The 26,083-nt window shown below is 73.2% G+C and carries 23 protein-coding genes; 8 read left to right on the top strand and 15 right to left on the bottom strand.

Annotated features, from left to right (window positions below; all coding sequences use genetic code 11):
• Positions 1 to 49: 49 nt before the first annotated feature.
• Entirely contained in the window at positions 50 to 1,240 is a 1,191-nt protein-coding gene (locus tag AB0K00_RS07490; RefSeq protein ID WP_363516891.1) for an FAD-dependent monooxygenase, read from the bottom strand.
• Between the two features lie 89 nt (positions 1,241 to 1,329).
• Between AB0K00_RS07490 and AB0K00_RS07495 the strand changes: the two genes are divergently transcribed.
• Together AB0K00_RS07495 and AB0K00_RS07500 are read left to right on the top strand one after the other, a co-directional pair.
• A complete protein-coding gene (locus AB0K00_RS07495) occupies positions 1,330 to 2,553 on the top strand; it encodes a DUF2786 domain-containing protein (RefSeq protein ID WP_363516894.1) in 1,224 nt (407 codons plus the stop codon).
• Positions 2,554 to 2,651: 98 nt separating this feature from the next.
• Complete coding sequence (locus AB0K00_RS07500; RefSeq protein ID WP_363516897.1) at positions 2,652 to 3,224, top strand: hypothetical protein; 573 nt, start codon at positions 2,652 to 2,654, stop codon at positions 3,222 to 3,224.
• Here the strand turns inward: AB0K00_RS07500 and AB0K00_RS07505 are convergent.
• Positions 3,189 to 3,950 carry a DUF998 domain-containing protein gene (locus AB0K00_RS07505; RefSeq protein WP_363516900.1) on the bottom strand — a complete coding sequence of 254 codons (762 nt, stop codon included), beginning with the start codon at positions 3,948 to 3,950 and terminating at the stop codon, positions 3,189 to 3,191. The two genes, AB0K00_RS07500 and AB0K00_RS07505, sit on opposite strands and share 36 nt — an antisense overlap.
• A 149-nt stretch (positions 3,951 to 4,099) precedes the next feature.
• On the opposite strand from AB0K00_RS07505, the gene AB0K00_RS07510 reads away from it, so the two are divergent.
• Positions 4,100 to 5,260 (top strand): glycosyltransferase, encoded by a 1,161-nt coding sequence (locus AB0K00_RS07510; RefSeq protein WP_363516902.1) that lies wholly within the window; start codon positions 4,100 to 4,102, stop codon positions 5,258 to 5,260.
• Between the two features lie 29 nt (positions 5,261 to 5,289).
• Here the strand turns inward: AB0K00_RS07510 and AB0K00_RS07515 are convergent, their stop codons facing one another.
• From AB0K00_RS07515 to AB0K00_RS07525, 3 genes are all read right to left on the bottom strand, one after another.
• Positions 5,290 to 5,796, bottom strand: a complete 507-nt coding sequence (locus AB0K00_RS07515) for a hypothetical protein (protein ID WP_363516905.1) — start codon at positions 5,794 to 5,796, stop codon at positions 5,290 to 5,292.
• Positions 5,797 to 5,912: 116 nt separating this feature from the next.
• Positions 5,913 to 8,996, bottom strand: a complete 3,084-nt coding sequence (locus AB0K00_RS07520) for a hypothetical protein (protein ID WP_363516908.1) — start codon at positions 8,994 to 8,996, stop codon at positions 5,913 to 5,915.
• Between the two features lie 76 nt (positions 8,997 to 9,072).
• Positions 9,073 to 11,727 (bottom strand): CHAT domain-containing tetratricopeptide repeat protein, encoded by a 2,655-nt coding sequence (locus AB0K00_RS07525; protein WP_363516911.1) that lies wholly within the window; start codon positions 11,725 to 11,727, stop codon positions 9,073 to 9,075.
• A 172-nt stretch (positions 11,728 to 11,899) separates the two neighbouring features.
• Here AB0K00_RS07525 and AB0K00_RS07530 point away from each other — a divergent pair, with 172 nt between their 5' ends.
• The 4 genes from AB0K00_RS07530 (at position 11,900) to AB0K00_RS07545 (ending at position 15,934) form a co-directional block, all read left to right on the top strand.
• On the top strand, positions 11,900 to 13,096 hold the full coding sequence (locus AB0K00_RS07530) for a S8/S53 family peptidase (RefSeq protein WP_363516914.1): 1,197 nt from the start codon (positions 11,900 to 11,902) through the stop codon (positions 13,094 to 13,096).
• Positions 13,097 to 13,214: 118 nt separating this feature from the next.
• Entirely contained in the window at positions 13,215 to 13,904 is a 690-nt protein-coding gene (locus tag AB0K00_RS07535; protein ID WP_363516917.1) for a hypothetical protein, read from the top strand.
• Between the two features lie 120 nt (positions 13,905 to 14,024).
• Positions 14,025 to 15,143: a hypothetical protein gene (locus AB0K00_RS07540; RefSeq protein WP_363516920.1), complete on the top strand. Its 1,119-nt coding sequence runs from the start codon at positions 14,025 to 14,027 to the stop codon at positions 15,141 to 15,143.
• Positions 15,140 to 15,934 (top strand): SDR family oxidoreductase, encoded by a 795-nt coding sequence (locus tag AB0K00_RS07545; RefSeq protein ID WP_363516923.1) that lies wholly within the window; start codon positions 15,140 to 15,142, stop codon positions 15,932 to 15,934. Before AB0K00_RS07540 ends, AB0K00_RS07545 begins: the two co-directional genes overlap by 4 nt.
• 5 nt (positions 15,935 to 15,939) lie before the next feature.
• On the opposite strand, the gene AB0K00_RS07550 is transcribed toward AB0K00_RS07545, so the two are convergent.
• From AB0K00_RS07550 to AB0K00_RS07590, 9 genes are all read right to left on the bottom strand, one after another.
• Positions 15,940 to 16,545, bottom strand: coding sequence for a response regulator transcription factor (locus tag AB0K00_RS07550; protein ID WP_363517628.1), 606 nt, complete (start codon positions 16,543 to 16,545; stop codon positions 15,940 to 15,942).
• A gap of 20 nt (positions 16,546 to 16,565) precedes the next feature.
• Complete coding sequence (locus tag AB0K00_RS07555; RefSeq protein ID WP_363516926.1) at positions 16,566 to 17,663, bottom strand: histidine kinase; 1,098 nt, start codon at positions 17,661 to 17,663, stop codon at positions 16,566 to 16,568.
• Between the two features lie 48 nt (positions 17,664 to 17,711).
• Positions 17,712 to 18,449 (bottom strand): ABC transporter permease, encoded by a 738-nt coding sequence (locus AB0K00_RS07560; RefSeq protein ID WP_363516929.1) that lies wholly within the window; start codon positions 18,447 to 18,449, stop codon positions 17,712 to 17,714.
• Position 18,450: 1 nt separating this feature from the next.
• Positions 18,451 to 19,446 carry an ABC transporter ATP-binding protein gene (locus AB0K00_RS07565; protein ID WP_363516931.1) on the bottom strand — a complete coding sequence of 332 codons (996 nt, stop codon included), beginning with the start codon at positions 19,444 to 19,446 and terminating at the stop codon, positions 18,451 to 18,453.
• Between the two features lie 112 nt (positions 19,447 to 19,558).
• The gene (locus AB0K00_RS07570; RefSeq protein ID WP_363516934.1) at positions 19,559 to 20,494 is read right to left on the bottom strand and encodes an ATP-binding cassette domain-containing protein; all 936 of its coding nucleotides are present in this window, start codon (positions 20,492 to 20,494) and stop codon (positions 19,559 to 19,561) included.
• On the bottom strand, positions 20,491 to 21,297 hold the full coding sequence (locus tag AB0K00_RS07575; RefSeq protein WP_363516936.1) for an ABC-2 family transporter protein: 807 nt from the start codon (positions 21,295 to 21,297) through the stop codon (positions 20,491 to 20,493). The genes AB0K00_RS07570 and AB0K00_RS07575 overlap by 4 nt, the downstream gene beginning before the upstream one ends.
• Positions 21,290 to 22,084, bottom strand: coding sequence for an ABC-2 family transporter protein (locus AB0K00_RS07580; RefSeq protein WP_363516939.1), 795 nt, complete (start codon positions 22,082 to 22,084; stop codon positions 21,290 to 21,292). Before AB0K00_RS07580 ends, AB0K00_RS07575 begins: the two co-directional genes overlap by 8 nt.
• Positions 22,085 to 22,095: 11 nt before the next feature.
• Entirely contained in the window at positions 22,096 to 23,400 is a 1,305-nt protein-coding gene (locus tag AB0K00_RS07585; protein WP_363516942.1) for a DUF222 domain-containing protein, read from the bottom strand.
• 53 nt (positions 23,401 to 23,453) lie between these two features.
• Positions 23,454 to 24,548 carry a helix-turn-helix domain-containing protein gene (locus AB0K00_RS07590; protein ID WP_363516945.1) on the bottom strand — a complete coding sequence of 365 codons (1,095 nt, stop codon included), beginning with the start codon at positions 24,546 to 24,548 and terminating at the stop codon, positions 23,454 to 23,456.
• A gap of 70 nt (positions 24,549 to 24,618) precedes the next feature.
• On the opposite strand from AB0K00_RS07590, the gene AB0K00_RS07595 reads away from it, so the two are divergent.
• Positions 24,619 to 25,110: a rhodanese-like domain-containing protein gene (locus AB0K00_RS07595; protein ID WP_363516948.1), complete on the top strand. Its 492-nt coding sequence runs from the start codon at positions 24,619 to 24,621 to the stop codon at positions 25,108 to 25,110.
• Here AB0K00_RS07595 and AB0K00_RS07600 read toward each other — a convergent pair.
• Complete coding sequence (locus AB0K00_RS07600; protein ID WP_363516951.1) at positions 25,096 to 26,070, bottom strand: SDR family NAD(P)-dependent oxidoreductase; 975 nt, start codon at positions 26,068 to 26,070, stop codon at positions 25,096 to 25,098. The two genes, AB0K00_RS07595 and AB0K00_RS07600, sit on opposite strands and share 15 nt — an antisense overlap.
• Between the last annotated feature and the right edge of the window lie 13 nt (positions 26,071 to 26,083).

Here is a 26,083-nt window from a genome sequence, read left to right on the forward strand (position 1 = left end):
TGGTGGCGGCGTGCACCTGGCGCGCCGCCACCGGCAGCTGTACCGGCTGTTATACAGCTGGCTCCCGTGCCGCTCGCAGTTCCGCGTGGGCGTCGTACTGGTGGATCCAGCTGACCATGTCGGGCAGGTTGACGAGGCGCTCGTTGCGGGCCTGGGCCTCCGGGCCGTCGGGCACCTGGAAGCACTTGGCGTTGCCCCGCGACCCGATCTGCAGCTGCCGGGCACGCGGCTTGCGGACCGTCTCGTACGCCGCCAGGGCCTCGCCGACCTTCAGATCCGGCTGCCCGAGGAAGTGCGCGAGCACCGCCGCGTCCTCGACGGCCTGGTTGCTGCCCTGCCCGGCGTGCGGCAGCATCGGGTGCGCCGCGTCACCCAGCAGCGTCACCCGGCCGGTGCTCCACTGCCGCAGCGGCTCCCGGTCGAACAACGCCCAGCGGCCGGTGTCCTCCACGGCGCCGAGCATCGCGAGCACCGTGTCGTTGAACCCCTCGAACGCCGCGACCGCCTGGCTCGCGTCGCCCTTCGCCGACCACGACTCGTCGGTCCAGGCCTCGTCCCGCGTGTACGCCACGAAGTTGATCAGCTCGCCGCGCCGTACCGGATAGACCACGAGGTGGCTGACCGGCCCGAGGAAGAACGTCAGCCCCATCTGGTCGCCGCCGGGGACCCGGTCGACCGGGACCAGCCCACGGAAACAGCTCATCCCGGCGAACACGGCCTCGTCGGGCCCGGCGACGTGCTGCCGGACGGTCGAACGGACCCCGTCGGCGCCGATGACGACGTCGGCGCGGGTGCTCGTGCCGTCGGCGAACGTCACGTCGACCCCGTCGGGCAGCTCGTCAATCGTGACGCAGCGCCGGCCGAGCCGCACCTCGCCACCGCTGGCGCGGAACGCGTCCAGGAGCACCTGCTGCAGGTCGGCGCGGTGCAGGCCGAGGAACGGGGCGCCGAAATGGTCCGTGTACCAGTCGCCCATCGGGTGCTCGTAGAACAGCTCGCCGGTGCGCCAGTCGTGGAACTGGATGCGGTGCAGGTCGGAGCCGACCTCCCGCAACGCCGGCCCGAGACCGAGCCGGTCCAGCAGCCGCGAGCCGTTCGCGCCGAGCGACACCCCGGCCCCGATCGCGCCGAACGTGGTCGCCTGGTCGTACACCTCGACCTCGTGACCCTCGGCCCGCAGCGCGATCGCCGCGGTGAGGCCACCGATTCCGGATCCGATGACTACGACGCGTGAAGTCATGACACCTTCTCGACTTTTGTGGGTCCGCTTTTATGGGTCCGCCGGACAGCGACGGGAGCCTATCAGTGGGTCGCGGGTAGCCTTGCGCCGTGCAGACAGGCTCGACGCTGACGGCGGCGGAACAGATCAAGGCGCTGCTCGACGGCAGCGTCGGGTACGAGCGCGGCCTCGACACGCTCACCGTCGCACCCGCCGCGGAGGTCGACCCGGCGCTGTTCAAGGCGCTGCAGGCGGTCTGCGCGCGGGTGTTCGACCGCGGCTGGCAACCCGGCGAACTGCACCGGGTCGTCGGGCGGCGTGGCACCGTGCCGCACACCTATCTCGTCACCGACGCCGTCGCGGCGCACCTGCGAGGCTTCCGGCCCGCGACCGTCGACCCGCGCTGGCGGGCCCAGGCCGACGCGCTCGGCGCCACCGTCTGGTGGCAGGCAGACAACGGCTATCTCGAAAAGTTCGCCGCCCGGTACCGGGTCGACCGGATCGAGGCCCTCGACACGGTCCTGGTGCTGCTCGGCATCCTGCGGACCCTGCCGCCGATCGAGGTGCTGATCCCGCCGCCCGGCACGGCTGCTGCTGCTGCCGGCAGTGCTGCTGGGGGCGGCCGGCGCGGCGCGGTCGACGTGCGGCTGCTCGACCGGGTGCGGGCGCTGCTGGCGAAGGCCGAGTCGACGACGTACCCCGCCGAGGCGGAGACATACACGGCGAAGGCGCAGGAGCTGATCGCCCGGCACAGCATCGACGAGGCGCTGCTCATCGCGCGAGGCGCGGCGGCCACCGTCGTGCCGTTCGCGCGGCGGATCGGCGTCGACCACCCGTACGAGAGCGAAAAGGCCTCCCTCCTCGCCGCCGTCGCCGACGCGAACCGCTGCCACGCGGTCTGGTCGCCGGAGCTCGGGTTCGCGACCGTGTTCGGGTTCGACAGCGACATCGACGCCGTCGACCTGCTCCACACCTCGCTGCTGGTGCAGGCGAGCCGGGCCATGTCGGCGGCCGAACCACCGAGCGGGAAGGCGGGCCGGGCCCGGCTGAAGACGTTCCGGCAGTCGTTCCTCGTCGGGTTCGCGGTCCGCGTCGGCGAGCGGCTCAGCCAGGCGAGCGAGGCCGCGGTCACCGCCGCCAGCGCCGGCGCCGACACTGCCGAGCCGGTGCCGGATCTGCTGCCGGTGCTTGCCGCCCGCGACGCGCAGGTTCGCGAGACGATGCACCGCATCTTCCCCCGCACCGTGCGGGGCCGCGGCACCCGCGTCGACAGCGACGAGGGCTGGGACTCCGGCCGCGCCGCCGCCGACCGCGCCGCACTCCACCAGGGCTAGCTTTCTCAGGGCTAGCTTTCTCAGGGCTAGCTTTCTCGGGGTGCTGTCCGGGTTGCGCCCTGATGCCGGTGCGGATCGACGGTTGCGAGTCTGCACCTATGACTCCGCAGCTGACTCCCCCGTTGACTCCCCCGCTGGTACGGCTCGGCGCTCCGGTCCTGCTCTTCGTCTACGGCACGCTGCGGCTGATCGACGGCCGGGACGGCCACCACGACAAGGACGGCGCTCTCTGGAACGTCGGCCACGTCTGCTTCTTCGTCGCGTTCGTCCTGCTGGCGGCGCTGACGGTGCACGTGTACCGGGCACTGCGCCCGGTACACGCCACGCCCGTCCGCCGAGGTGTCGCGCTCGCCGCCACGGCCGGCGGGGTGTTCGGCGCCGCCTGCTTCCTGTGGGTGATCGTCGGGGACCTGTTCGCGTCGTTCCCCGAGCTGCCCGACGCGCTGCAGATCGCCGGTCCGGCGCTGTTCCAGGTGGGCATGCTGACCCTGCTGGTGCTGCTGGTGCTCGCCCGGCACATCCCGGTGTGGAGCCCGGTGCTGGTGGTGGCGGCGTTCGCGGCGATCGGCGTGAACCTCGACCTGATGCCCCTCGCCGCCGTCCTGCTGTTCGTCGGGCTGATGCCGCTCGGCCGCTCACCCCACCCGGCGGCCGACCCCGCGCTGCGGTAGGGCCGCGCCGGTGACGCCGGCGGCGAGGGTAAGGGCGACGGCGATCCAGTTCCAGGCGACGGCGACACCCAGGAACAGGGTGAGCGCGCCGCCCTCGCCGCCGGTCATCGCCCACCCGAGGCCGAGCGCGAACAGCACCCCGGCGACCCGCCCCGACAGGGCCCACCCGCGCCACCCTGCCTGCCGGTCTGCCTGCTGGTCTGCGCGGAATCTCGCCGCCAGCACGAAGCACAGCGCGATCATCGAGAAGAACGACAGGCTGCCGCCGACGTTGTGCAGGATCATGTGGCCGCTCATCGTGGTCAGGCGGCCGGGCGGAGTGCCGAGCGGGAACCCGTCGCTCGCATCCATCCGGAACACCGCCGCGATGAGCAGCCCCACCCCGATCAGCGCGAGCAGCACCGGCACCCATGTGCGCCCCCGCCCGCCCTGCAGGACCCGCCGAACGCCGACCGCTCCGGCGACGCTGAGCAGCCCGGTCACCACGAAGCTGGTCGTCTGCACCCAACCGAGACCGCCGAGGGCGAGCATGCTGACGGGGTGGCGGGTGATGTCGTACCCGTCGCGGGTCGCCGCCTGCACGACGGCAGCAACGGTGAACACTGGCGCCGCGAGCACCGCGGCCCCCGCGAGCAACCTCGGGACGCCGGTGCTGCTGGCGCCAGTGCTGGACGTCTCTGTGCTGGACGTCTCTGTGCTGGTGACGGCGGTGCTGGTGACGGTCATGATCGGAGCCTTTCGGTGGCGTCGGGAGCGCCGCGGTTCGTGCGCTCACTGACGCGTCGAACGGCACACCCCGATTTCGACAGCCCCTGAACGCTGTTCTGAACCGCTGTGACCCTGAACCGCTGTGCGCCGGGGTGCGTGGACGAGGTATGCGGATCCTTTTCAGCGCGTGCCCGATGTTCGGTCATGTCAATCCGATCCTGCCGCTGGTCCTCGCCGCGAGGGACGCCGGCCATGACGTCGTCGTGGCGACCGGCGCCGACCTGGTCACGCACCTGGTCACGCACCTGGACGTGCACACAGAGGGGCGCGGCGTCACCACGTGGGCCGTCGGACCGTCGCACCGCGAGGCCGGTGGGGGCCCCGGCACGAACTGGCTCGCGTACTTCGCGGACACGGCGCGGGCCCGTGCCGCGGACCTCGTGCCGCGGGCCGTGGACTGGAAGCCCGACCTCGTCATCTCCGAGGACACCGAACTCGCCGGTCCCGTCGCCGCCGCCGTCACCGGTGCGCGGCAGGTCGTGCACGGCATCGGCATCATGCCGCCGATCCAGCTGTGGGGCGCACTAGGCCCGATCCTGGACGACCTGTTCGGCCGGTACGACACGAGCGGCGACCATCGCGCGGCGACATACCTGGAGCTGTGCCCGCCGAGCCTGCGACAGCCAGCAGCCGGCGCCCCAGCAGCTGACGTCTCAGCGGCCGGCATCTCAGCAGTAGAGCGGATCTGGCCGGACGCGGTGCCGCTGCGGCCGGTCGCGGGCTCCCCAGCGCCTGGGGAGCGCCTGCCCGCCGCCATTGACGCGCTGCCCTACGAGCAGACGGTCCACGTCACGCTCGGCACCGTGTTCCACGACAACCGCAACGTGTTGCACACCGCGATCGCCGCGCTGTCGGCGCTGCCGGTGAACGTGGTCGCGACGGTCGGGCCGGACGTCGACCCCACCGGCTTCGGGCGGCAGCCGGCGCACGTGCTGCTCGCCCCGTACCTGCCACACACGCTGCTGCTGCCCCGCTGCGCGGCGGTCGTGTCGCAGGGCGGCGCCGGGATCATGTTCGGCGCGTTCACGCACGGCCTGCCGCAGCTGGTGCTGCCGCAGGGCGGCGACCAGTTCATGAACGCGGAGGCGATCGAGCAGGCCGGCGCCGGCCTCGCCCTGCACCCGGCCGAGGTGACCGGGAGCGCGATCGCCGACCGGGTCACCCGCCTGCTGGAGGAGCCTTCGTTCACGACGGCCGCGGCGACGGTACGCGCCGAGCTCGTCGCCATGCCCGACGCCGCGACGGTGCTCGCCGACCTGACCAGCTAGACAGCGAGGCCGGCTAGACGGCGAACCAACTAGATGGCGAACTCGGTCCAGACCCGCAGGCCGAGGCGGGACGCGACCAGGTTCCACTGGTCCAGGAACGCCCGTTTGGCAGCGGTCGAGGTGTCGGCGGCGCGCATCGCGTCGCGATAGGTGCTCTCGACCCGGCGAGCCCTCGCGAACGCCTCGTCGGACACCCCGACGACGCCGCCGCTGTCGCACCCGTTCGCCTGCCGCGCTCTCGCCCACCCGAGGAACGCGGCGTCGGTGTCCGCCGACCGCAGCAACGCGTCCCGCAGCAGGTCCCGCAGGCCGCGCCGCGAACCGCCGGGCAGGCGGCGGTCCAGCCGGGACAGGTCGAGGAACTCGAGCCGGCGCCGTTGCGCGAGCCGCTCCTGACCGGTCGCCGCCAGTTCCGCGACGGCGACGTCCAGCCGCACGCAGCGCGTCACGAGGTCGACGGCCGACGCGAGCCGCACCCTGCTGTCGGCCCCCGCGACCAGCAACCGGTCCACGGCGACCGCCTGCAGGACCGCCACCGCATCCCGATGGTCGTGAGCGCCGCCGCCCGCCAACCGAACCGCGGCGAACCCGACAGCAGCCAACCCGACCGCAGCCAACCCGACTGCGGCGATTGTGGCGGCCAGCGTTGCGCTCATCGTCCGGTGGATGCCTGCCTCCTTCCCGCGGACAGTGCACCACCCGCCGCCACCAGCACCAGTCCGCACGCGGCGACGGCGCTCGGCAGGGCGGACGGGATGCCGAGGTACACCGTGATCCCCAGGATCCGCGACAGGCCCCACGGCAGCAACGCCATCTGGTCGTTCCACACCGTCAGCGCCCGCTCCAGGCCGACGGCGGCGACCAGCCCGCCGAGCAGCGCGAGCGGCACCCCGGCCGCGAGCAGCAGCGTCCCCGCCACCCGGCGGCGGCGCAACCCGTACCGGTCGCGCAGGACGAGGCCTGTCGCCACGAACAGCCAGCCGAACGCCGCGAACGCCACACAGATGTAGCCGGCCCTTGCCGCCGGCGCGGTCCAGAACTCCAGCCAGTAGTGCCCAGGCCCGCGCACCGCGAGCACGCCGAGGAGCAGCACGGTCCGCAGCAGCGCCACCCCGCCGATCGCCGCCCACAGGTGGAACGGGTCGCGCCGCCCGATCAGCAGCCTGGCCGTGACGGCGAACAGCAGCCACGCGCCGAGCGTCGCGACGAGCTGCGCCGGCGCCGCGAACCACGTGAACACGAGGCGGCTCGCGACCAGCGCCACCACCGGCACCGCGATCACGACGACCCGGTCGGCGCGCGTCGGCGTCCCGTCGAGGCCGGCGAGCCGCCACGGCCGCGTCGCACCGACCCACAACGCCCGCAGCGCACCGATCCGCGGCGCTCCAGGCCGTAGCGCTCCAGGCCGTAGCGCACCGGCCGCGAACACCGCCAGGAGCGCCACGAGCAGCGCCCTGGCCAGCCACGCCATTGTCAGGTCACGGTCGGCACGGGTGGCACCGAGATCGGCGGCGGTGAAGTTGTACGCGGGCAGTTCAACGTCGCCGCCATACCGCGTGACGTGCGCGTCGCGGGCCGTCAGGTAGCGGCTCTCGGCCTTGCGCCACTCGTCGTAGGCGGCGCCGTCGCCGGTGTCGAGCCACTGCGCGTGCCGCAGCACCATGGTCCGGTACGCCCCGAGCGTGCCGAACAGATCGGCCTCATAGGTCAGCGTGTCGATCAGCTTCGCCCGCAGCACCGGGTCGCGCCACGCGGCGGGGTCGGTCGCCACGATCACGGCCCGCATGCGGTCGGCGACCTCCACCGCCCGCTCCCCCTCGGCGACCGCAGCGTCGACAGCGTCTCGCGTCACTGCGTAGATGCTGTCGAGGGCGGCCGAGTCGCCGGTGACGATGTCCCATTCGAAGATCCACATCATGGGCGGCGGTTCGAGGCCGAGGGCACGCACGGAACGGTCCGCGTACGCGCTGACATACAGCCCCTTCGTCACCGCCTCCCGGGACATCGCGAGCATCTCGCCGACGGCGGCGACGGTCGCCGGGTCGGTCGAGAACGTCTGCCGCACCCAGTCGGCGGTCAGCTGCTCCGCCGGCACGTCCGGGTCCCGCGCGAGCCGCCCGAGGGTGTACGCATTGAGGTCGTACAGCTGCCAGAACCCGTTGCGCAGGTACAGCGTCATCGGCCCGGCGCGCAGCGGGCCGCCGTCCTGCGTCCACGTCCAGATGCCCTCGACGTGCGGGTTCGCGGCGAGGAACCGCCGCAGCGCCTGCTGGTGCAGCCCGGTCAGGTCGTTGGGCAGCGCCCCGAACCCCTCGAACTCGCGCCTGGCCTGGAACTCCACGATCCGCCGCTGTGTCCCCGTCTCCAGGGTGCCGTTGAACGGCAGGTGGCTGTAGAAGTCGCCGAGCGTGTACTTCGTCGAGACGATGAGATGCGGGTCGTCGATGCCGCCGAGGACCTCCTCGTAGGACTCCGGGTTGGTGTGCAGGTCGCCGACGGCGCCGACGCCGACGGTCCAGGTGCGGAAGATGAGGTCCTTGTCCGCGGTGCCGGCGACATACAGCAGGGCCCGCAGCATGGCGCGGACGGCGTCGACGCCGGTGACCGCGAGCTTCGACGAGTAGTCCCAGCCGGGCTGGGAGTAGACGTCGCCGCCTTCGCCGATGCGGACCATCAGGCCGGCGACGAACGGCATCGCATCGAACAGCTCGGCGAGCCCCAGCTGGTACACCTGCCAGAACCTCGGGTCGGCAAGCCTGGCCTCGCCGATGCTGCCGCCGAACTCCCGCTGCAGGTAGCGCTCCAGCGGCGGCGAGACGGCCAGCATGTCGGTGAGCAGGTAGACCCGCATGCCGAGGTCGGCGGCGCGGCGGAACACGGGGGCGAACGCGGCGACGAGTGCCCGCGCGCGGGCGATGTGGTCGTCGCCTTCCGGGTAGACGGCGTGCCCGTCGCCGACGAGCGAGAACGTCACGTATTCCAGGAAGCCGGGGACGACGACGCCGTTGTAGCCCTGCGCGAGAGAGTGCTCGACGAACTGCCGGAACTGCCCGTCGATCCGGTCGACGGCGGCCCGGTCCACCCACGGCGCCGCCGGCAGCAGCGCCCCGCCGACGACGTCGGTGTTGAGCGAATAGTCGGTGCCCGCGGCGAACGCGGCGGCGTCGGGCTCCCGGCCGACCGAACCGGCGTCGGTGAGCCGCAGGCCGAGCCGCGGCGCGAACACGGCCGGCCCCGCACCGGACCCGGCCTCGGGCAGCACCGCCACCCCGGAACGGATCCGGTCGGCGATCGCATACAACCCCGCGGCGGCGCCGCTGACACTGGCAGCCTCGACGGTGATCCCCGAGGCGTCACCCCGGAGCCGATACGCCTCCGGCGACGGGTCGAACGGCGCCCCACCGACCACGACCCGCAGCTGCCCAGCACCCACAGACCCGGCGCCCGGCTCCTGGTTGATCGCGGGGCGGGGCTGGCCACGCTGCACGAGCGCGTCGGCGACGGCGGTCGCGGCGAGGGCAAGCCCCGGGTCGGCGGGTTGGTCGTGCTGCACGCTGATCGTGCCGATCTGCGGCGCCGGGACCAGCGGCGTCGCCGGCGCGGCGACGGCCCGCTCGGCTGGGACGGCCACCGGGCTGAAGGACAGCCCGAGCGCGCCGCCGACGCCCCACGCCACGAGCGCACCCAGCGCCAGCAGCAGCGCGGCTGCCGTCAGCGGGGTCCACGGGCGTCGCATGCGGCACATCGTAGATCCGGGGTCCGACATTTCCGCGAGCCGAACCAGAGAAAAATTCGTAACCCAGGAGTGCGGCTCAGCCGGCGCCGAAGCAGACGAAGCTGTCCGTGCTCGCCCGCAGCGCCGGGTCGGCGAGGGCCTGCGCCGTCGCCCGCGCGGTCGACTGCGCCATCGCCAGGGCAGTCGCCGGCGGGTGCCCAGCGCCGAGGTGGGTGTACAGGTCACGCATCAGCACCCTGGTCGCGCCGTCGTCGACCGGCCCGGTGCTCGCCACCACCGTCGCGGTGCCCATGTTCAGCAGCGCCGACACCAGGCCCATCAGCTCGTCGCCCGGGTGCACCTCGGCCAGCCCGGTGTCGCAGCCCGACAGCACGAGCAGGGCCGGCGGGCGGCGCAGGACCGACAAGTCGTACACGGTCAGCGGGCCGTCGGCCAGCATGAGGAACGAGAACAGCGGGTTGTCCACCCGGAACTCGCCATGCGAGGCGATGTGCCCGATCGCGGCCCCGTCGAGCGCCGCGAGCGTGGGCGCCACCCGGGCCCGCTCGCCCGCGAGCACCGTCGCACCGGCGCGCCCAGCCCGGCTCTGATCCGCGGCGATCTGCGCGACCTCCGCCCCGGCCTGCGGCGCGGACGGGGCGCCGACGAGGACCGTGGGGCCGTCGACCGGCGGCTGGGTCGCGACCCGCCACCAGATCGCGGCGGACGGGGCGACGGTCATCGATCGCCCCCGCAGCCGGGGCAGCATCGTCCAGGGCATCGCGTGCAGCGCGCCCGTCGGCACGAGGACCATCGACCCGGTGCCGATCAGGTCCGCGACCGGGTCGAGCAGCAGCCGGTCGAGAGCGTCGACGCCGCGGGCGGCCCGGTCGGCGCTGGTACCCCCCTGGCCGAGGATCTGACCGCTGAGCGCGATCCGCAGGTGCTCGAGCTCCGTGGCCACCGGGGCGATCGGCCCGACGACCCGGTGCGTGACCCGGTACCGGGTCCTGGTGCGGCTCACCACGAGCGCGTGCAGCACACCGTCGATGGCGAGCAGCTCCAGCAGGACGCGCCCGTCCAGGGCGGCGACGAGGTCGACGAACGGGACGTCGGTCCGCGCGGTCGGGGCGGAGCCGGGCACCCGCCACGAGCGGCGGCGGATCTCCGCCTCCAGGGACCGCTGCCGGCGCAGGAGCCGCCCGGCGCGTTGCGGCCCGGCCGGCGCGGCGGCCAGCTCGCCGGTGATGCGGCGCAGCTCGCTGAGGTGCCGGGCGACGACGGGGTCGCTGGACGGGTGGGTCGGCGGCAGGGACAGCGCTGCCGACCGGCACCGCTGCGCCCAGGTGAGGGCCTCCCGCGGGCCGCCGTGGTCCAGGGCGAGCCGCAGTCGCAGCCCGGCGAGGGCCGCCGCCTCGACGCTGCCACGGACCCGCAGCTCGGTCGCGCCGAGGCTGGCCCGGTACTCGTCGGCGACCCGCAGCCCGGCGGTCGCGGCCCTGGCCGCCTCGGCGGTGGCGCCGCAGGCGAGTTCGAGCCGCGCACGTACGTGCGACCAGCGCACCCGCAACGGCGCCGGCCCGAGCTTCCACGCGGCGGCGGTCTCGGCGAGCAGCTCGGCGGCGGTGGCGCATTCGCCGAGGTCGACGGCGAGCTGGGCGGCGTCCAGCAGCGCCTCCCAGCCCGGTTGCGGCCAGCCGGCCGCGACCAGCGCCCGCCCGGCGGTCCGCAGGTCCCGCAGCGTGCCGCGGTGCGCCCGGCCGGACGCGACGACCGCCGCCAGCTCGGCGACCCTGGCCCGCGCGATCCACACGCCGCGCTTCTGCCGCGCGAACACCTTCCGGGCCGCGGCCGCGGCGGCCCTCGACTCGGCGGCCTTGGACTGGGCGGCCGAGAGCCGGGCCATCATCAGGTGCGCCTGACCGAGGACCGAGTCGAGGTGCCCGTCGGTGCACGCGGCGATCGCGGCGCGGATCGCGGTGTCGGCCTCGGGCAGCAGGCGTACCGACAGCAGCAGGTCCGCCCGATCCAGCAGGCTCACCGCGTCGACGCCGGTGTTCCACAGCCGGTCGTGTGCCCGGTCGTAGCGGGCCAATGCCGTCGGCACGTCACCGGCCTGCGCCGCGACGAACCCCAGGTTGTGCTCGACCTGCGCGGCTGCGGTCGCCATCCCGAGCCGGTTGTACAGCGCCTGCGCGGCACGCAGGTCGGCCTCGGCGAGGCGGAGGTTGCCGCGGAACCCGTGCAGGACCCCGCGGTTCGTCAGCGTCCGGGCCTCCCACACCTCGTCACCGGACTGGCGGAACGCCCGCAACGCCCCCCGGTACAGGTCCATCGCCTCCCGGTCGAACCCGAGCCGGCGCAGGATCAGCGCCCGCTGCATGGTGGCCCGCGTCCGGCGCTGCCCCTGCAGGTCGGCCATGGCCCGGTCGATCTCCCGCAGCGCCGCGGTGGGACGGCCGAGGTCGTCGAGGATGAGGGCGTGACTCATGCGCGCCTCCGCCTCGTACTGCGTCAGCCGGTGCCGCCGGGCGACGGCGATCGACGCGCGCAGGTGCCGGGCGGCGTCCGCCGCGTCGTGCCGGGCCCGGGCGGCCAGGCCCAGCGTCCGCAGTGCCACCGCCTGTGCGGCGTGGTCGCCGCTGCGCCGGGCGTCGCGCAACGCCACGTCGGCGAGCGCCTTGGCCTTGCCCGGATCGGCCATCACAATCGGCAACAGCCGCTGCGCCAGCTCGTCAGCGGTGGAGGACACCTCCGATGTCTATCACGGGCAGTACGCATTCAGGGCAGTGTGTATGTAAGGGCAGCGTGTATTGAGGCAGCGTGTATTGAGGGCAGCGTGTATCAAGGGAAGCGGGCAGCGTCTCTTGTCACCGGTCCGTCTGTTGATGTATGTCCGCACGTTGCCAGCATGAGGAGCAAGCATGTCCGTTGCACGAGAACGGCTCGAACGGTGGCTGCAGACCCGCGACGAGCGCCTGTCCGGACTGCCGTGGTTGCGCACCGAGACGCACGCCGGGCGGACGGTACGGTTCGTCGCCGACGAGATCCTGGTCCAGGACTCCGGCACGGCGATCGCCCACCGCACCCTGGCCGGCCTCGGCCACCGCACCAGCGAGATCGCCGAGGACGAACCGTCGGCGGGGCTGCGCCGTCTGCGGACGTCCGGCCTCGACGTCTCCGCCGCCGTCCGCCAGCTGCGGGGGCAGCTGCCGCAGGGTTCGGTCATCGGCCCCAACCACGTCTTCATGTCCACCCCGCACGAGCACGGCGGCCCCTTCGGCCCGCCGGTCCCGGCGGACGCCCCGCCGGCCAAGCTGGCGCCGTCGGCGGACAACACGTCGCCGGTACGCGTCGTCGTCATGGACACCGGCATCTGGCTCGACAGTCCACTGCCGGCCGGCTGCTACACCGCGACGCCGGAGAACCACGAGACGGTCCTCGACGGCGACGCCGACGGCTTGCTCGACTCCGACGTCGGGCACGCCAACTTCATCGCCGGGGTCGTCGCGCAGGACACCGACGGCGCGCAGGTCCGCATCGTGAAGATCCTGGACAGCTTCGGCGTGTGCACCGAGGCCGACCTTGCCGTCGCGATCACCGGCCTCACCGACACCGACGTCCTCAACCTGTCCCTCGGCGGCTTCTCGATCGGGGACCTGCCGCCGGCCGCGCTGTCCGCCGCCCTGCAGACGTTCCTGTCCGGCGGTGACCGGGTCGTGGTCGCGGCCGCCGGCAACAACGGCATCGCCGACCGGCCGTTCTGGCCGGCCGCGTTCGCCGCCGGTGACACTGCCGGCAACACTGCTGGGAGTGCGGGCTGGGCCGGGCAGGTGCTCGCGGTCGCCGCGCACGACGGCACCGCGATCTGCGAGTGGAGCAACACCGGCCCGTGGGTGAGCGTCGCCGCACCGGGCGCGGACATCATCAGCACGTACATCAACCATGAGCTGTTCGCCAGCGGCTGGGCGACGTGGAGCGGCACATCGTTCGCCACCCCGAAGGTCGTCGCCGCGATCGTCGACCGGGTCGCGACGGCCGGCTCGGTCGCCGCCGCGGCCGCGGCGGTCCGCGCCGAGGCGCAGGGCAACCCGCTCGGCGGCTACCCGGCGCTGCACTGAACGAGTGCAGCACGAGCCCAGCATGAGAGCGGAATCGACCGGATTTCTGATCGGTCGGTTCCGCTCTGGCCGTTTTCCCGAGGGTTCTTCGGATTGATGCCGTGGTGCACTGTTGCCCGTGATCGAGAGCGAGCAGCCGGAGCCGCCCGCGTGGCTGACCCCAGACAGCGACGGCGACAGCGAATCCGACAGCGGCAGTGAACCCGGCAGTCACCGGGCCGGCGCGGCCGGGTCGCGGCAGACGCTGCTGCTCGTCGGGGGCGGCGCGGTGATCCTCGTCCTCGTCGCCGGTCTGGCCGCGTTCGGCCTGTACAGCGCGTCCGCCGACACCGCCCGCCCGCGCCCGAAGTCGGCGGCCACCGATCCCGTCGTGCTGGTGCCGACCGGCCCGGCGGACCCGAACGCCGACCCGGCCGCGGAAGCCGCCCCTGCCACGCCGACCGCCACCCCCGCGAAGACCACACCCGCCGCGGCGAAGACGACCGTCGCGGCGTCGCCGGGAAAGTCGCAGGTCACGGCGGCGTCGATCACCATCGAGCCGGCCAGCGCCAGCGGTCCGTGCCCGCGCTCGACGCGATACATCCGGGTGACCATGAAGGTCACGATCACCGTGTCGGTGCCGGAGGTGCGGCTGCGGTACACCGTCGACGGCGGCAAGGAGCTCGGCACCACGATGCGGTCCAAGACGTACACGGACAGCTGGGAGGCGAACGCGAAACGGGAGGCCGGCACCTACACCTCCGTGCTGAAGGTGACCGCCCCGAGCGCCGCCTCCGACACGGCGACCTTCAAGTACACCTGCGACTGACCACCCCCGACCCCCCAATGCCAGATCTCAGGTAGCACACACGTACGAACGTGAATGTTCGTGAATACCGCACTATTGGTTACGCTCGATGTACCAATAGTGACGGGATCGACGAATGCCATGATCACCGACGGCACGTTGCTGGTGCACTGCACGGCCAACCAGGCGCTGCGGTGCGCGCCGATCGCCGAACGTCCCGGCGCGGGCCTCGTCATCTCGCCGTACCAGCGCGACGAGGCGGGCCTGCTCGCCACCGCCGCGTACCTGCTGCGCCAGCGACAGTTCGAGGCGCCGCTGCTGCTCGACGCCGCCCGCTACGCCGGCCAGGCGCGACTGCCGGCGAGCGCGCCGTTCAACCCGCGGTGGCTGCGCCGGCAACGGGAGCTGGGAGTGCCGGTGCTCACCGACTCCGGGTACGTCGACAGCGGCGACGAACCCGGCCTCGCCGGCATCCTGCACCGCGCCGCCGTGCTGCCGGACACGGTCGCCGTCCTGCCGCTGCACCCGGCCTGGCTGCAGGACCGGCTGCACCGCACCGTCCTGACCGGTCACATCCGCGCTGCCGGTGCCCCCGTCGCGCTGGTACTGGAGGCGAACCGCGACCCGTTCGCCCTCCCCGGCGTGGTCGACGGGCTCCTGGCCGTCCTGGACTGCGGGGTGCCGACGCTGCTGCTGCGCTGTGACGTGTCGGCCCTCGGCGCGCTGTGCCACGGCGCGCAGGCCGCCGCGGTCGGCACCGTCGCCGGCCTGCGACACCTGACCCCGCGTCCCGCACCGGCCGCAGGGGGCGGCACGCAGCCGCGCGGTTTCCGTCCCCCGGCGCCGTCGGCCGTGTTCCGCCCGACCCTGTCGTACCGCCGGATCGGTGCCATCGCCAGGGCGCACCGCCGCCACCCGGACCCGGATCTCTTCGGCTGCGCCTGCACGGTCTGCGACGGCCGCGACGTCGACTGGATGGCCGAGCTCAGCGACCGCGACCGCGAGGTGCCCGCGTTCGAACACTCGATCCGCGTCCTGCAGGACCTGCGCGACGAGCTGCTCCCAGCCAACACGGCAGCCGGCACAGCGCGGCAGAGCTGGACGGCTCGTTGCGCGGAGGCCGAGTACCGCTCCCGGGAGTTCGGCTGGGACGTCGCCCCGATGCTCCGCCACTGGCAGCGCGCTGGGCAGAGTTCCGGGCAGAACCCCGCGCAGGGTTACCGGCGGACCGGCCCGACGGTGGCACGATTGACGGCGTGAAGATCGAGCTTGCCGGCCGCACCGCACTCGTCACCGGCTCCACCCAGGGCATCGGCGCCGCGATCGCGCTCGGCCTGGGCCGCGCCGGCGCCCGGGTCGGCGTCAACGGCCGCACCGCCGGGTCCGTCGAGAAGGCCCTGACCACGCTGCGCGGGCAGGCACCGGACGCCGAGTTCGTGGCCGTCGCCGCCGACGTCACCACCGACGACGGCACCCGCAGCGCCCTGGAGACGCTGCCGGAGGTCGACATCCTCGTCAACAACCTCGGCATCTTCGGCACCCGGCCGGCCCTGGAGATCACCGACGACGAGTGGCGCCGGTACTTCGAGACGAACGTCCTCACCGGCGTACGGCTCACCCGCGCCTACCTGCCCGGGATGAAACAGCGGGGGTGGGGCCGGGTGCAGTACATCGCCAGCGACTCCGCCGTCGCCATCCCCGCCGAGATGATCCACTACGGCATGTCGAAGACGGCGCTGCTCGCGGTCTCACGCGGCTTCGCGAAGGAGGCCGCCGGCTCCGGAGTCACCGTCAACTCCGTCATCGCGGGCCCCACCCACACCGGCGGCGTGGAGGATTTCGTGTACGACCTGGTCGGCCGCGACCTGCCGTGGGACGAGGCACAGCGGGAGTTCATGCTGCGGCACCGGCCCAATTCGCTGCTGCAGCGGCTGATCGAACCGGAGGAGATCGCCAACCTCGTGGTCTACCTCAGCTCTACGTTCGCGTCCGCGACGACCGGCGGCGCGGTCCGCGTCGACGGCGGCTACGTCGACGCGATCCTGCCGTAACCCGCTCACAGCCAGCCGTTCGACAGTGCGATGCCGACGGCCTCGATGCGGTTGCGGGTGCCGGTCTTCGTGATCGCCGCCGACAGGTAGTTGCGGACCGTGCTCTCCGACAGGCGGAGCCGGGCGGCGATGTCGGCGACGGTCGCGCCGCCCGCCGACTCGCGCAGCACGTCGCGTTCGCGGTCCGTGAGCGGGTCGGGCCCGGCGGCGAGGGCCGCCGCGGCGAGGGCGGGGTCGACGACGCGTTCCCCGGCGCGGACCCGGCGGACCGCCGCCGCCAGCTGCTCGACCGGGCCGTCCTTCACCAGGAAGCCACTCGCGCCGGCCTCCATCGCGCGGCGCAGGTACCCGGGCCGCCCGAACGTCGTCAGGATCAGCACCTTGCACCCGGGCAGCCGTCGGCGCAGCTCCGCGGTCGCGGTGATCCCGTCGCCGCCGGGCATCTCGATGTCGAGCAGCGCGACGTCCGGCCGGACCCGCACCGCGACGGGGACGATCTGGTCCCCGGTCGCGACCTGCGCCACCACCTCGAGATCCGGCTCCAGGTCGAGCAGCAGCGCGAGCGCGCCCCGCATCATGCCTTGATCCTCGGCCAGCAGCACCCTGATCATCGCAGCGCCCGTCACAGTGCTCACAGTGGCAGTCTCGCGACCACGGCGAACCCGCCGCCGTCCCGGGTACCCGCCTGGAGGGTGCCGCCGACCGCTCCGAGCCGCTCCGTGAGCCCCCGCAGCCCGTTGCCGAACGCGGCACCGGACGCGGTCCCGCCGTTGTCGACGACGCTCAGCGCCGCCGCGCCGTCAACGGTGGAGATCTCGATGTCGCAGCGTTGCGCGCCGCTGTGCCGGACCACGTTCGTCGTCGCCTCCCGCAGCACCCAGGCGAGGAGCTGGTCGGCCGCCTCCGGCAGCGGGTCCGCGGTCCGTTGCACAGTCGCGGTGATCCCCGCGCTGGACAGCACCCCCTTCGCACGGGTCAGTTCGGCGGTCAGCCCGCTCTCCCGGTACCCGGTGACCGCCTCCCGGATCTCGACGAGCGCCCGGCGGCCGATGTCCTCGATGTCGGCGGCCTGCGCGGCGGCCGCGGCCGGGTCGCGTTCGGCGATGCGGCGCACCACCTCGGCCTTGACCACGATCACCGACAGCGTGTGACCGAGCAGGTCGTGCAGATCCCGGGAGAACCGCAGCCGCTCCTCCGCGACGGCGGCCGTGGCGAGGGCGTCCCGGGTCCGCTGCAGCTCACGGATCAGCCGCTGCATCTGGCGTACCGCACCGACGAGCCCCGACGCGAGGACCGTGCCGATGACGGTGATCAGCGCCGTTGAGAGCGCGTTGTGCAGCAGCCCGAGCAGGACCGTCGCCGCCAGCACCGACGCGAGCACGACGAGCGCGACGGTCACCCGCTCATAGCCCGCGTACACCGCCGCCCCGCACGTTCCCACGAACAGCATCACGATCAGCCAGTGCTCGCCGTACGCGGCGGCGAGCCCCACCCCGAGCGCCGCGACGGCCCCGAACCCGACGTCGGCGACCCGGCGCAGGTCCTCGCGGTGGTCGAACCCGAGCGTGGTGATCACGACATACGTCAGGGTGAACACCCCGAGTCCGACCCCGGCGATGATGCCACCCCGGGTGCCGTCGACCGTGCTGAGCGGGTCCAGCAGCGGAAACGTCCACACCCCGACCCAGAGCAGCCCACCGACCGACGGTCTCCACCGCTGCACGGGCATGCGCTCCACCCTAACCTCTGTGTTGTCCAGCACGACGCGGCCGGCCTGCTACAGGCTCGCCGTGCTGCGGACCGACCGGCGGAACCCGACGGCGGCGAGGGCCGTGAACGCGACCATCCAGCCGGCGAGCGTCAGCAGGTCCGTGACCGTCGGCGAGCCGCCGAAGGCGACCTGCCACGACATGTCGGCGTACGCGTGGGTCGGCAACCACCGCCCGACCGCCGCGACCCAGCCGGGCAGCGCGTCCAGCGGCAGCCACAGCCCGCCGACGACCGACATCCCCAGGTACACGAGCAGGTTCAGCGGCTGCACCGTCTGCGCGGTCGCGAGGTACCCCATGCCGAGCCCGAGCAGCGCGAACGGCAGCGCGCCGAACCACAGCAACGGCACGATCGCCAGCCATTGACCCACGTCGAGCTTGACCCCGTTCACGAGCACGGCGGCGACGCACAACGCGGCCACGGGGACGATCGCGGTCGCCATCGCCGCGAGCCCCTTGCCGACGACGACGCGCACCGGCGACAGCGGCGTGAGCCGCAGCTGCCGCATCCAGCCGATCGACCGGTCGACGACCACACCGGAGGCGTAGTTGAGCAGCGCGCCGATCGCCCCGTACCCGGCCATGCTGACCATCGTGTACGTCGCGGCGACGCTACGCTCCTGCCCGGTCAGCCCGTCGATGTTCGTGAAGAGCAGATAGCTCAGCAGCGGCATCAGCACCGCAAAGATGAGCAGCCCAGGCATCCGGGCCAGCCGCCGCAACTCCAGCCGCACATACGCGCGCACGTCAGACTCCTACTGCTGTGGTGGTGAGTGTGGTGTTGATGGGCGCTGTGTTGTTGGGCGCTTTGGTGATCGGTGCTGTGTTGATCGGTGCTGCGGTGAGGGACAGGAACGCCTCTTCCAGGCCGACGCCGGTGACCTCGAGGTCGCGGAGCAGGCCGGCGGCGGCGAGCGCGAGCACCGTCGCGTCCGAGTCCGTGGTGGTGAGCACGACCCGCCCGCCCCGGTCCGCGACCGCGACGACACCGGGCAGCCGCGCGAACCCGGCATCGGAGACGTCGTTCGCCACGCTCACGGTGCGAATGCCGACCCGTTGTTTCACGCTCGCGGCGGTGCCGTCGGCGATCACCCGACCCCGGTCCAGCACGACGATCCGGTCTGCGTTGTCGTCGGCCTCCTCCAGGTGGTGGGTGGAGAACAGGACGGTGCGGCCCTGCGCGGCGTAGGCGCGGATCGCGGTCCAGAATGCCCGCCGGGACTGGACGTCCAGCGCCGCCGTGGGTTCGTCGAGGATCAGCAGGTCGGGGCGGCCGATGACGGCCATCGCGAAGCGGAGCCGCTGCTGCTGCCCGCCGGACAGCCGCTCCACGGTGCGCCCCGCCAGCTTGCCGAGGTCCGCGAGGTCGAGGGCCTCGCGGACCGGCATCGGCCGCGGGTACACCGCGTGCAGGAACTCGAGCAGGTCACCGACGCTCGCCCTGGGCGGCACCCCGCCGGCCTGCGGCATCGCGCCGACCCGGCCGCCGGCGACGGCCCGCTCGACGGCGCCGCGGAACAGCCGCACGGTGCCGGTGCGCGGCGGCAGCATGCCGAGCAGCAAGAGCAGGGTCGTGGACTTGCCGGCGCCGTTCGGCCCCAGCATCGCGACGACCTCACCCGCCCCGACGTGCAGCGACACGTCCTGCACGGCGGGGACACCCCCGTTGGTGTTGCTGCCGGTGTTGCTGCCACGGGTGTTGCTGTAGGCGTACGACACGTGATCCAGCTCGATCGTGCTCATGCCTCGACGCTAGGGTCCGGCTTCCGGTGACGGCAGATTCGTGTGTCGCGCGCCGGCCGTGACAAATGTCCTGCCCGAATCCCCAGTCAGGAGGTGCCACGGCCAGGGGGTGTCACGGTCCGGAGGTGTACAGCCGCCGCACCACGGCTTCGATGTCCGGCTCCTCGATCGTCAGGTCGTGCACCCCGTGCTGCCGCTGCGCCACGACGGTCAGGATCGCCGCGACGGTCGTCTCCCCCGGGCCGAACGACAGCCGCTGCCGCAGCCCGCCGGCCTCCACCCCGACCAGGCGGGTGCCGGGGATGCCGTCCAGCGGCGGCGCCGGGTCGGTGAGGTCGAGCACCACGATGCGTTCGGCTCCGACCTGCTCGACCAGCTGGGCCAAGGTGCCGTCGAACGCGAGCCGGCCGTGGTCGACGACGAGGATGCGTTCGGTGAGCCGCCGCACGTCGCCCATGTCGTGGGTCGCAAGCAGCAGGCTGGTGCCGTGCAGGGCCCGCTGCTCGGTCAGGAACACCCGCAGCCGCTCCTTGCTCAGCACGTCCAGGCCGATCGTCGGCTCGTCGAGGATCAGCAGTTCCGGCTCGTGCAGCAGCGCCGCGGCGACCTCACCGCGGATGCGCTGCCCGAGCGACAGCTGCCGTACCGGCGTGTCCACGAACTCGCCGAGGTCCAGCCGGTCGACCAGCTCGTCGGTCCGCTCGCGCAGCGGGTCGCGGCCCAGCCGGTGGATCGCGCCCAGTGCCCGGAACGAGTCCCGCAGCGGCAGGTCCCACCACAGCTGGCTGCGCTGCCCGAAGACGACCCCGATCCGGCGGGCCAGCTGCCGCCGGTGCCGCAGCGGCTCCAGGCCGCAGGTCAGCGCCGAGCCGGAGGTCGGTTTGAGGATGCCGGTGAGCATCTTGATGGTCGTCGACTTGCCGGCGCCGTTCGCGCCGATGTACCCGACGGCGGCGCCCGGCGGCACGCTGAACGTCAACCCGTCGACCGCCGTCTTCGCGCCGAACACCCGCCGCAGCCCGTCGGTGGCGATGATGTCGCCGTTCATGATCCAGCCCCCGTGTAGTGCCGCAGGCCCGCCCGCCAGCCGAGCAGGGCCACCACCCAGACTGCCGCCGCGGCGATCGGCGAGCACCAGCCGATCGCGGTGCCGGAGATGCCGCCGGGAAGGCTGCCGGGGATGTCGAGCAGGGTCAGCACCGGCAGGTACGCGACGAACGCCGCCGGCACCACGAACGTGAACAGCACCCGGGCCGGCGTGCCGAACACGCTCGTCGGGAACTGCGCGGCGTAGTTTCCGCCGTAGACGAACGACGCCGTGAACTCGGCGCCCTCGACCAGCCAGAACTGCACGGCGGCGGCCCCGACGAACAGGGCCGCGAACAGGGCCGCGCCGGCGCACACGGTCACCGCGAGCAGCGCCACCTTCGCCGGTGACCACGCCACGTCGGAGTGCGCCAGCGCCACGACCGCGAGTACCGAGCCCGCCGCGGTCCGCCCGAACCTCCGCAACGAGATCTCGGCCGTGATCAGCTGCGCGAGGATCGGCAGCGGCCGCAGCAGGAACGCGTCGAGCGTGCCGTTGCGCAGGTAGTTCGGCAGCGCGTCGAGATGCCCGACGACGAGGTCCGCGATGCTGAACGACACGTGCCCGATCGCGAACACCAGCACCGCCGCGGCGAAGTCGAGCCCGCCGAGCGCCGGCACGTTGGCGAAGATGACGTAGATCTCGCCGAAGCCGCTGATCGTCGCGCCGAGGCTGGCGACGACCTCGATCGCGAACGACCCGCGGTACACCGTCTGCGCCCGCATCCGCAGCCGCACCAGCACCACGTAGGGGTTCTCAACCACCTTGGATCACCAGCTTGCGGGTGCCGAGCGTGAAGATGAGGCGGCCGGCGACGAGCAGCCCGGCGGCCCACGCGACCTGCACGGCGAGCAGCCGCACCGCGTCCCAGCCGGCGTGGCGGCCCATGAGCACGTCGATCGGGGTCTGCAGCATCGACGGGAACGGGGTCGCCGCGGCGACCGTCGCGAGCCAGCCCGGGAACCACTGCACCGGCACGGCGAGGCCGCACAGGATGTTGGTGACCAGCAGGTACAGCGTCATCGGGCCGCGCAGGTCGAGCAGCCAGAACGCGGTCAGGTTGACCAGCCACCGGCACGCGAACGAGACGACGACCGCGAACGCGACGCTGAGCAGGCCGAGCACGTATGCGGTCGGGTCGCCGGGCAGGGCCAGCCCGGTCACGGCGGCGCCGACGGCGAGCGGCGGCAGCCCGCGGGGCAGGAACACGAACGCGGCCCGCCCGAGGTCGGCGGCGAGGTAGGCGAGCATCGGGTCGACGGGCCTGGCCAGGTCGACGGCGACGTCGCCGGTGCGGATCCGCTGCGCCAGCTCGCTCCACGCGAAGAAGAAGACCGGGCCGATGAGCGCCTGGCCGAGCCAGACGTAGGTGACGCCGGTCAGCGCGTCGTAGCCGCCCAGCGTGCCACCTGCCGCGGCGACGGTCGCGGTGATGACGCCGGCGCGGATCAGGCCGAACACGCTGTTGGTGAACGCGCCGGCGAACGCCGCGAGGCGGTAGGTCGACCATCGCCGGAAACCGATGCCGACGAGCGTCAACCAGAGGCGCACAGCGCGTAACGCTATCTGCGTGGATGGAACGTGTTGCGACGGGGTGTCCGTGCCCCGTCGATATACGCCGGCGGGATGAACTCGGGCAGCCGGTCGGCGGGGTTGAGCCGCACCTGCCAGTCACCGTGGTGCACAAGACGATGATGTACGCCGCACAGCAGCACGCCGTTGTCGACGCTGGTCGGACCGTGGTCGGCCCAGTGCACGATGTGGTGCCCGTCGCACCAGCGGGAGGGCCTGGTGCAGCCGGGGAACGCGCAGCCGCCGTCGCGCAACGCGAGAGCCCGGCGGATCGCCGTGGTGAACAGCCGCTGCTCGCGGCCGACGTCGAGGATCTCGCCCCGCGACCCGAGCACCACGGGCAGGATCATCGCGTCGCACGCGAGCCGCCGCGCGGTCTCGGCACTGATCGGCGAACCGTCGTCGAGCCGCGCCGCACTGCCCTGCGCTGTGCCGCCCTGGAATCCGCGGCCCTGCGCCGCGCTGCCCTGGGACTGGCGCAGCAGCGTCTCGAACGGGACGATGACCGCGACCTGCGGCCGGTCGCCACCGTTCGTGGGGAGCGAGCCGGTGAACTGCGCGATCCTGCACAGCTCCATCAACGCGTCGGCCCGCTGCTGCCGCGGCGTGCGGAGGACCGCGTCGGCGTCGCGCCCGGGGCCGCATTGTGCGTCGAGCGTCTCGCGGAGCAGGGCGGCCTCGGCGCGTTCGAGAACGGCGCGGACGCGGGTCTGCTGGGTGCCTGGCACGTCATGGAACGTCAACGACCTCGCCAGGTGCGCCCGCTCCGCTTCGCGCTCGGCGGCGTGCGCCTCGCGGCGCTCGGCCTCCTCGGGGTCGAGCTCGTGGAGCAGCTGGCCGGCGCGTTCGCGCAGCCCGTGCCGGTCGGAGTGGACGGCCTCCTCGAGCAGCCGCGACTCGCCTTCCGCGCGGTGCTGCCCCGGCAGCTGGCGGAGCAGGTCGACGATCGCCTCGGCCTGCTCGACGTTGACGGCGCCGGCCGCGAGGGCGTCGGCCGTCGCGGCGTGCTCGTCGCTGTCGAGCGCCTGCCCGAGCCGCAGCAGCCGCCCGGCGAGGCCCGTGGTGATGCGGAGCCGCTGGTGCAGCCACTGCGCGGCGGACGTCATGCCCTGCCGCGCCGGCAGCCCACGGCCCTGGATCTCGCGGACGACGGCGAGATGCGCGGCCGAGACCCGCTGCAGGTGCGCGTAGACCAGGTCGACGCGGGCGCCGAGCTCGTCGTCGGACCATGCCCACGGCTCGGACATCGGGCCGTCGCCCAATGCCGAGTCCACCACCGCGAGCACCGCATCCACCCCCGCAACCTAAACCGCGGGTACGACACGAATTTCGAACTGCGACCGGCCCGCTACTCTGCGCTGTTCGCCGGCTCGCCGTGGGATCGCGTGCGGAACGCGTGCCGGTACGCGGACGGCGAGGTGCGCATCATGTTCGCGAAGTGATGCCGGTACGTCACCGGCGTGTCGAACCCGACCGCCGTCGCGATCTGTTCGATCGGGGTGCCGGTGGACTCGAGCAGCGGCAGGCTCGCCTGGACCCGCTGCCGGATCAGCCAGCGGATCGGGCTCGTGCCGGTCGAGCGGGTGAAGTGCCGCAGGTACGTCCGTGGCGACATGTGCGCCTGCCGGGCGAGCACGTCGACGGTGAGCGGCTCGGCGAGGTGCGCGAGCGCCCAGTCCACGCTGCGGGCGATGCGGTCGTCGCCGAGCCCGCTGAGCCCGTCGCCGGAGTTCGCGCTGCCTGCCGGCATCGGCGCCTCGATGAACTGGGCCTGGCCGCCGTCACGGTGGGGTTGCACGACGAGCCGCCGGGCGACGGCGTTGGCGATCGTGGCGCCGTGGTCGGCGCGGATGACGTGCAGGCACAGATCCAGGCCGGCCGCGCTGCCGGCGCTGGTCCACACGACGCCGCCAGCACCATTGTCAGCCCCGTCAACATCATCAGCACCGTCAGCGAGGTAGAGGACGCCGGGATCCACGTGTACGGCGGGGAAACGGCGCTGCAGCAGCTCCGCGTACCGCCAGTGGGTCGTGGCGCGGCGGCCGTCGAGCAGTCCCGCGGCTGCGAGCGCGAACGCGCCGGAGCAGATCGACAGGATGCGGGCGCCGCGCGCGTACGCGGTGCGCAGCGCGTCAAGGACCGCGGGCGGCGGGTCGGCGCGCACGTCCGCGACGCCGGGGACGATGACGGTGCCGGCGGCCGCGAACTCGGCCAGCCCGAATGGCGTGGTGAGGGTCGCCCCGCCGATCATCGGGACGGGCGCGTCGCTGGGCGCGCAGACCGCCAGCCGGTACCAGGGGCGCTCGAACTCGGGCCTCGGCAGCCCGAACACCTCGGTGACGATGCCGGTCTCGAACGCCGACATGCCCGGGTACACCAGCACAGACACGGACAGGTCGGCCACGGACAGGTCGGCTGCAGCGGGAACCGTCGCGGACGCCATGGCGCGATCTTAGCGGACAGTGGCATTCACGCCACTGTTCGAGCCGCGCACACCGTCGCACGCTGAACGCATGCCAAACACAGCGACGCAGAACCCAGTAACCCAGAACCCAGTAACGCAGAACACTGCCGCAGTCAGTCACTTCGCCGAGCGGCTGCGGTTCGAGACGGATGTCAGTGACGTGCACGCGGCCCTGGAGGCGGGCACGCCGGGGTACGTCGTTGTCGACTCGCGCGGCGCACAGGCGTGGGCGCAGGGGCACCTGCCCGGCGCGGTGCACCTGCCGACGGCGCAGATCGCCGGCCGCGCCGCCGAGGTCGTGCCCACCGGTGCCGAGGGCGTCGAGGTGCTGGTCGTCACGTACTGCTGGGGGCCCGGCTGCAACGGTGCGACGCGGGCGGCGCTCGAGTTCGCGAAGCTCGGCTACCAGGTGAAGGAGATGCTCGGCGGGTACGAGTACTGGGTGCGCGAGGGCTTCACGTTCGAGTCGTCGACCGGGCCGGACCGGCGCCCGGCCGACGATCTCACCGCGCCGAGGTGGGCTGTCTCATGTGACTGTTAGGACCGTCTTGCCGATCGCGGTGCGCGACTCGATCGCGGCGTGGGCGTCGGCGGCGCGTTCGAGTGGGAACGTCTGCCCGATGAGCGGCGTGAACCGGCCCGCGGCGGCGTCGGCCAGGGCGCGGATCAGGTACGCGCGGAACCGCTCGGGGCCGAGCTGGACGGCTTCGAGGCCGGTCGCGGTGATGCCACGGGACCGGGCGACGTCGGGGTCGGCGGTGGCGAACCCGCCGGCCGGGGTGCCGTGCGCGGAGAACCGGCCGCCTTCGACGACGAGGTCGAACGCGGCGCGGCCGTAGTCGCCGCCGGCGCCGTCGAGGACCACGTCGAGGCCGCCGACCGTCTCCCACACCGTGTCGGTCCAGTCGGCGACGCCATAGTCGACGACAACGTCCGGACCCAGTGAGCCCGCTGAACCCGCTGCGCCCAGTGAGCGCAGCGCGTCGAGCTTGGCGGGGCCGCGGGCGGCGGCGACGACGGTCGCGCCGGCGGCCTTCGCGAGCTGGACGAGCAGCGCGCCCATGCCGCCCGCGGCGGCGGTGACGAGGACACGGTCACCGGCGACGATCTTCACGATGTCCATGAGGGCGAGCGCGGTAACGCCGTCGTGCAGGACCGCGGCCGCCGTCTGAGCGTCGACGCCGTCGGGGACGTCGACGAGGGCGTCCGCGGGGACGGCGACGCGGGTCGCGTATCCGCCGCCGGCGTGCCCCAGCCGCGCGACCACCCGCCGGCCGGCCGTGCCGGACACGACACCGGCGACACCGACGCCCGGGCGGTACGGCAGCGTGACCGGGAAGTACGCGCCGCCGCCACCGGAGCGGACCATCGTCTCCAGCCACAGCGTGTCCGCCGCGTCCACGTCGACGAGGACCACGCCCGAGCCGGGGACAGGGTCTGGGACTTCGCGGAGTTCCAGGACTTCCGGACCGCCGAAGCGGGCCACCTCGATCGCCTTCATGCACTCCAGCTTG

Origin of the sequence: Dactylosporangium sp. NPDC049525, from assembly GCF_040676755.1 — a bacterium.
GTDB lineage: Bacteria > Actinomycetota > Actinomycetes > Mycobacteriales > Micromonosporaceae > Dactylosporangium.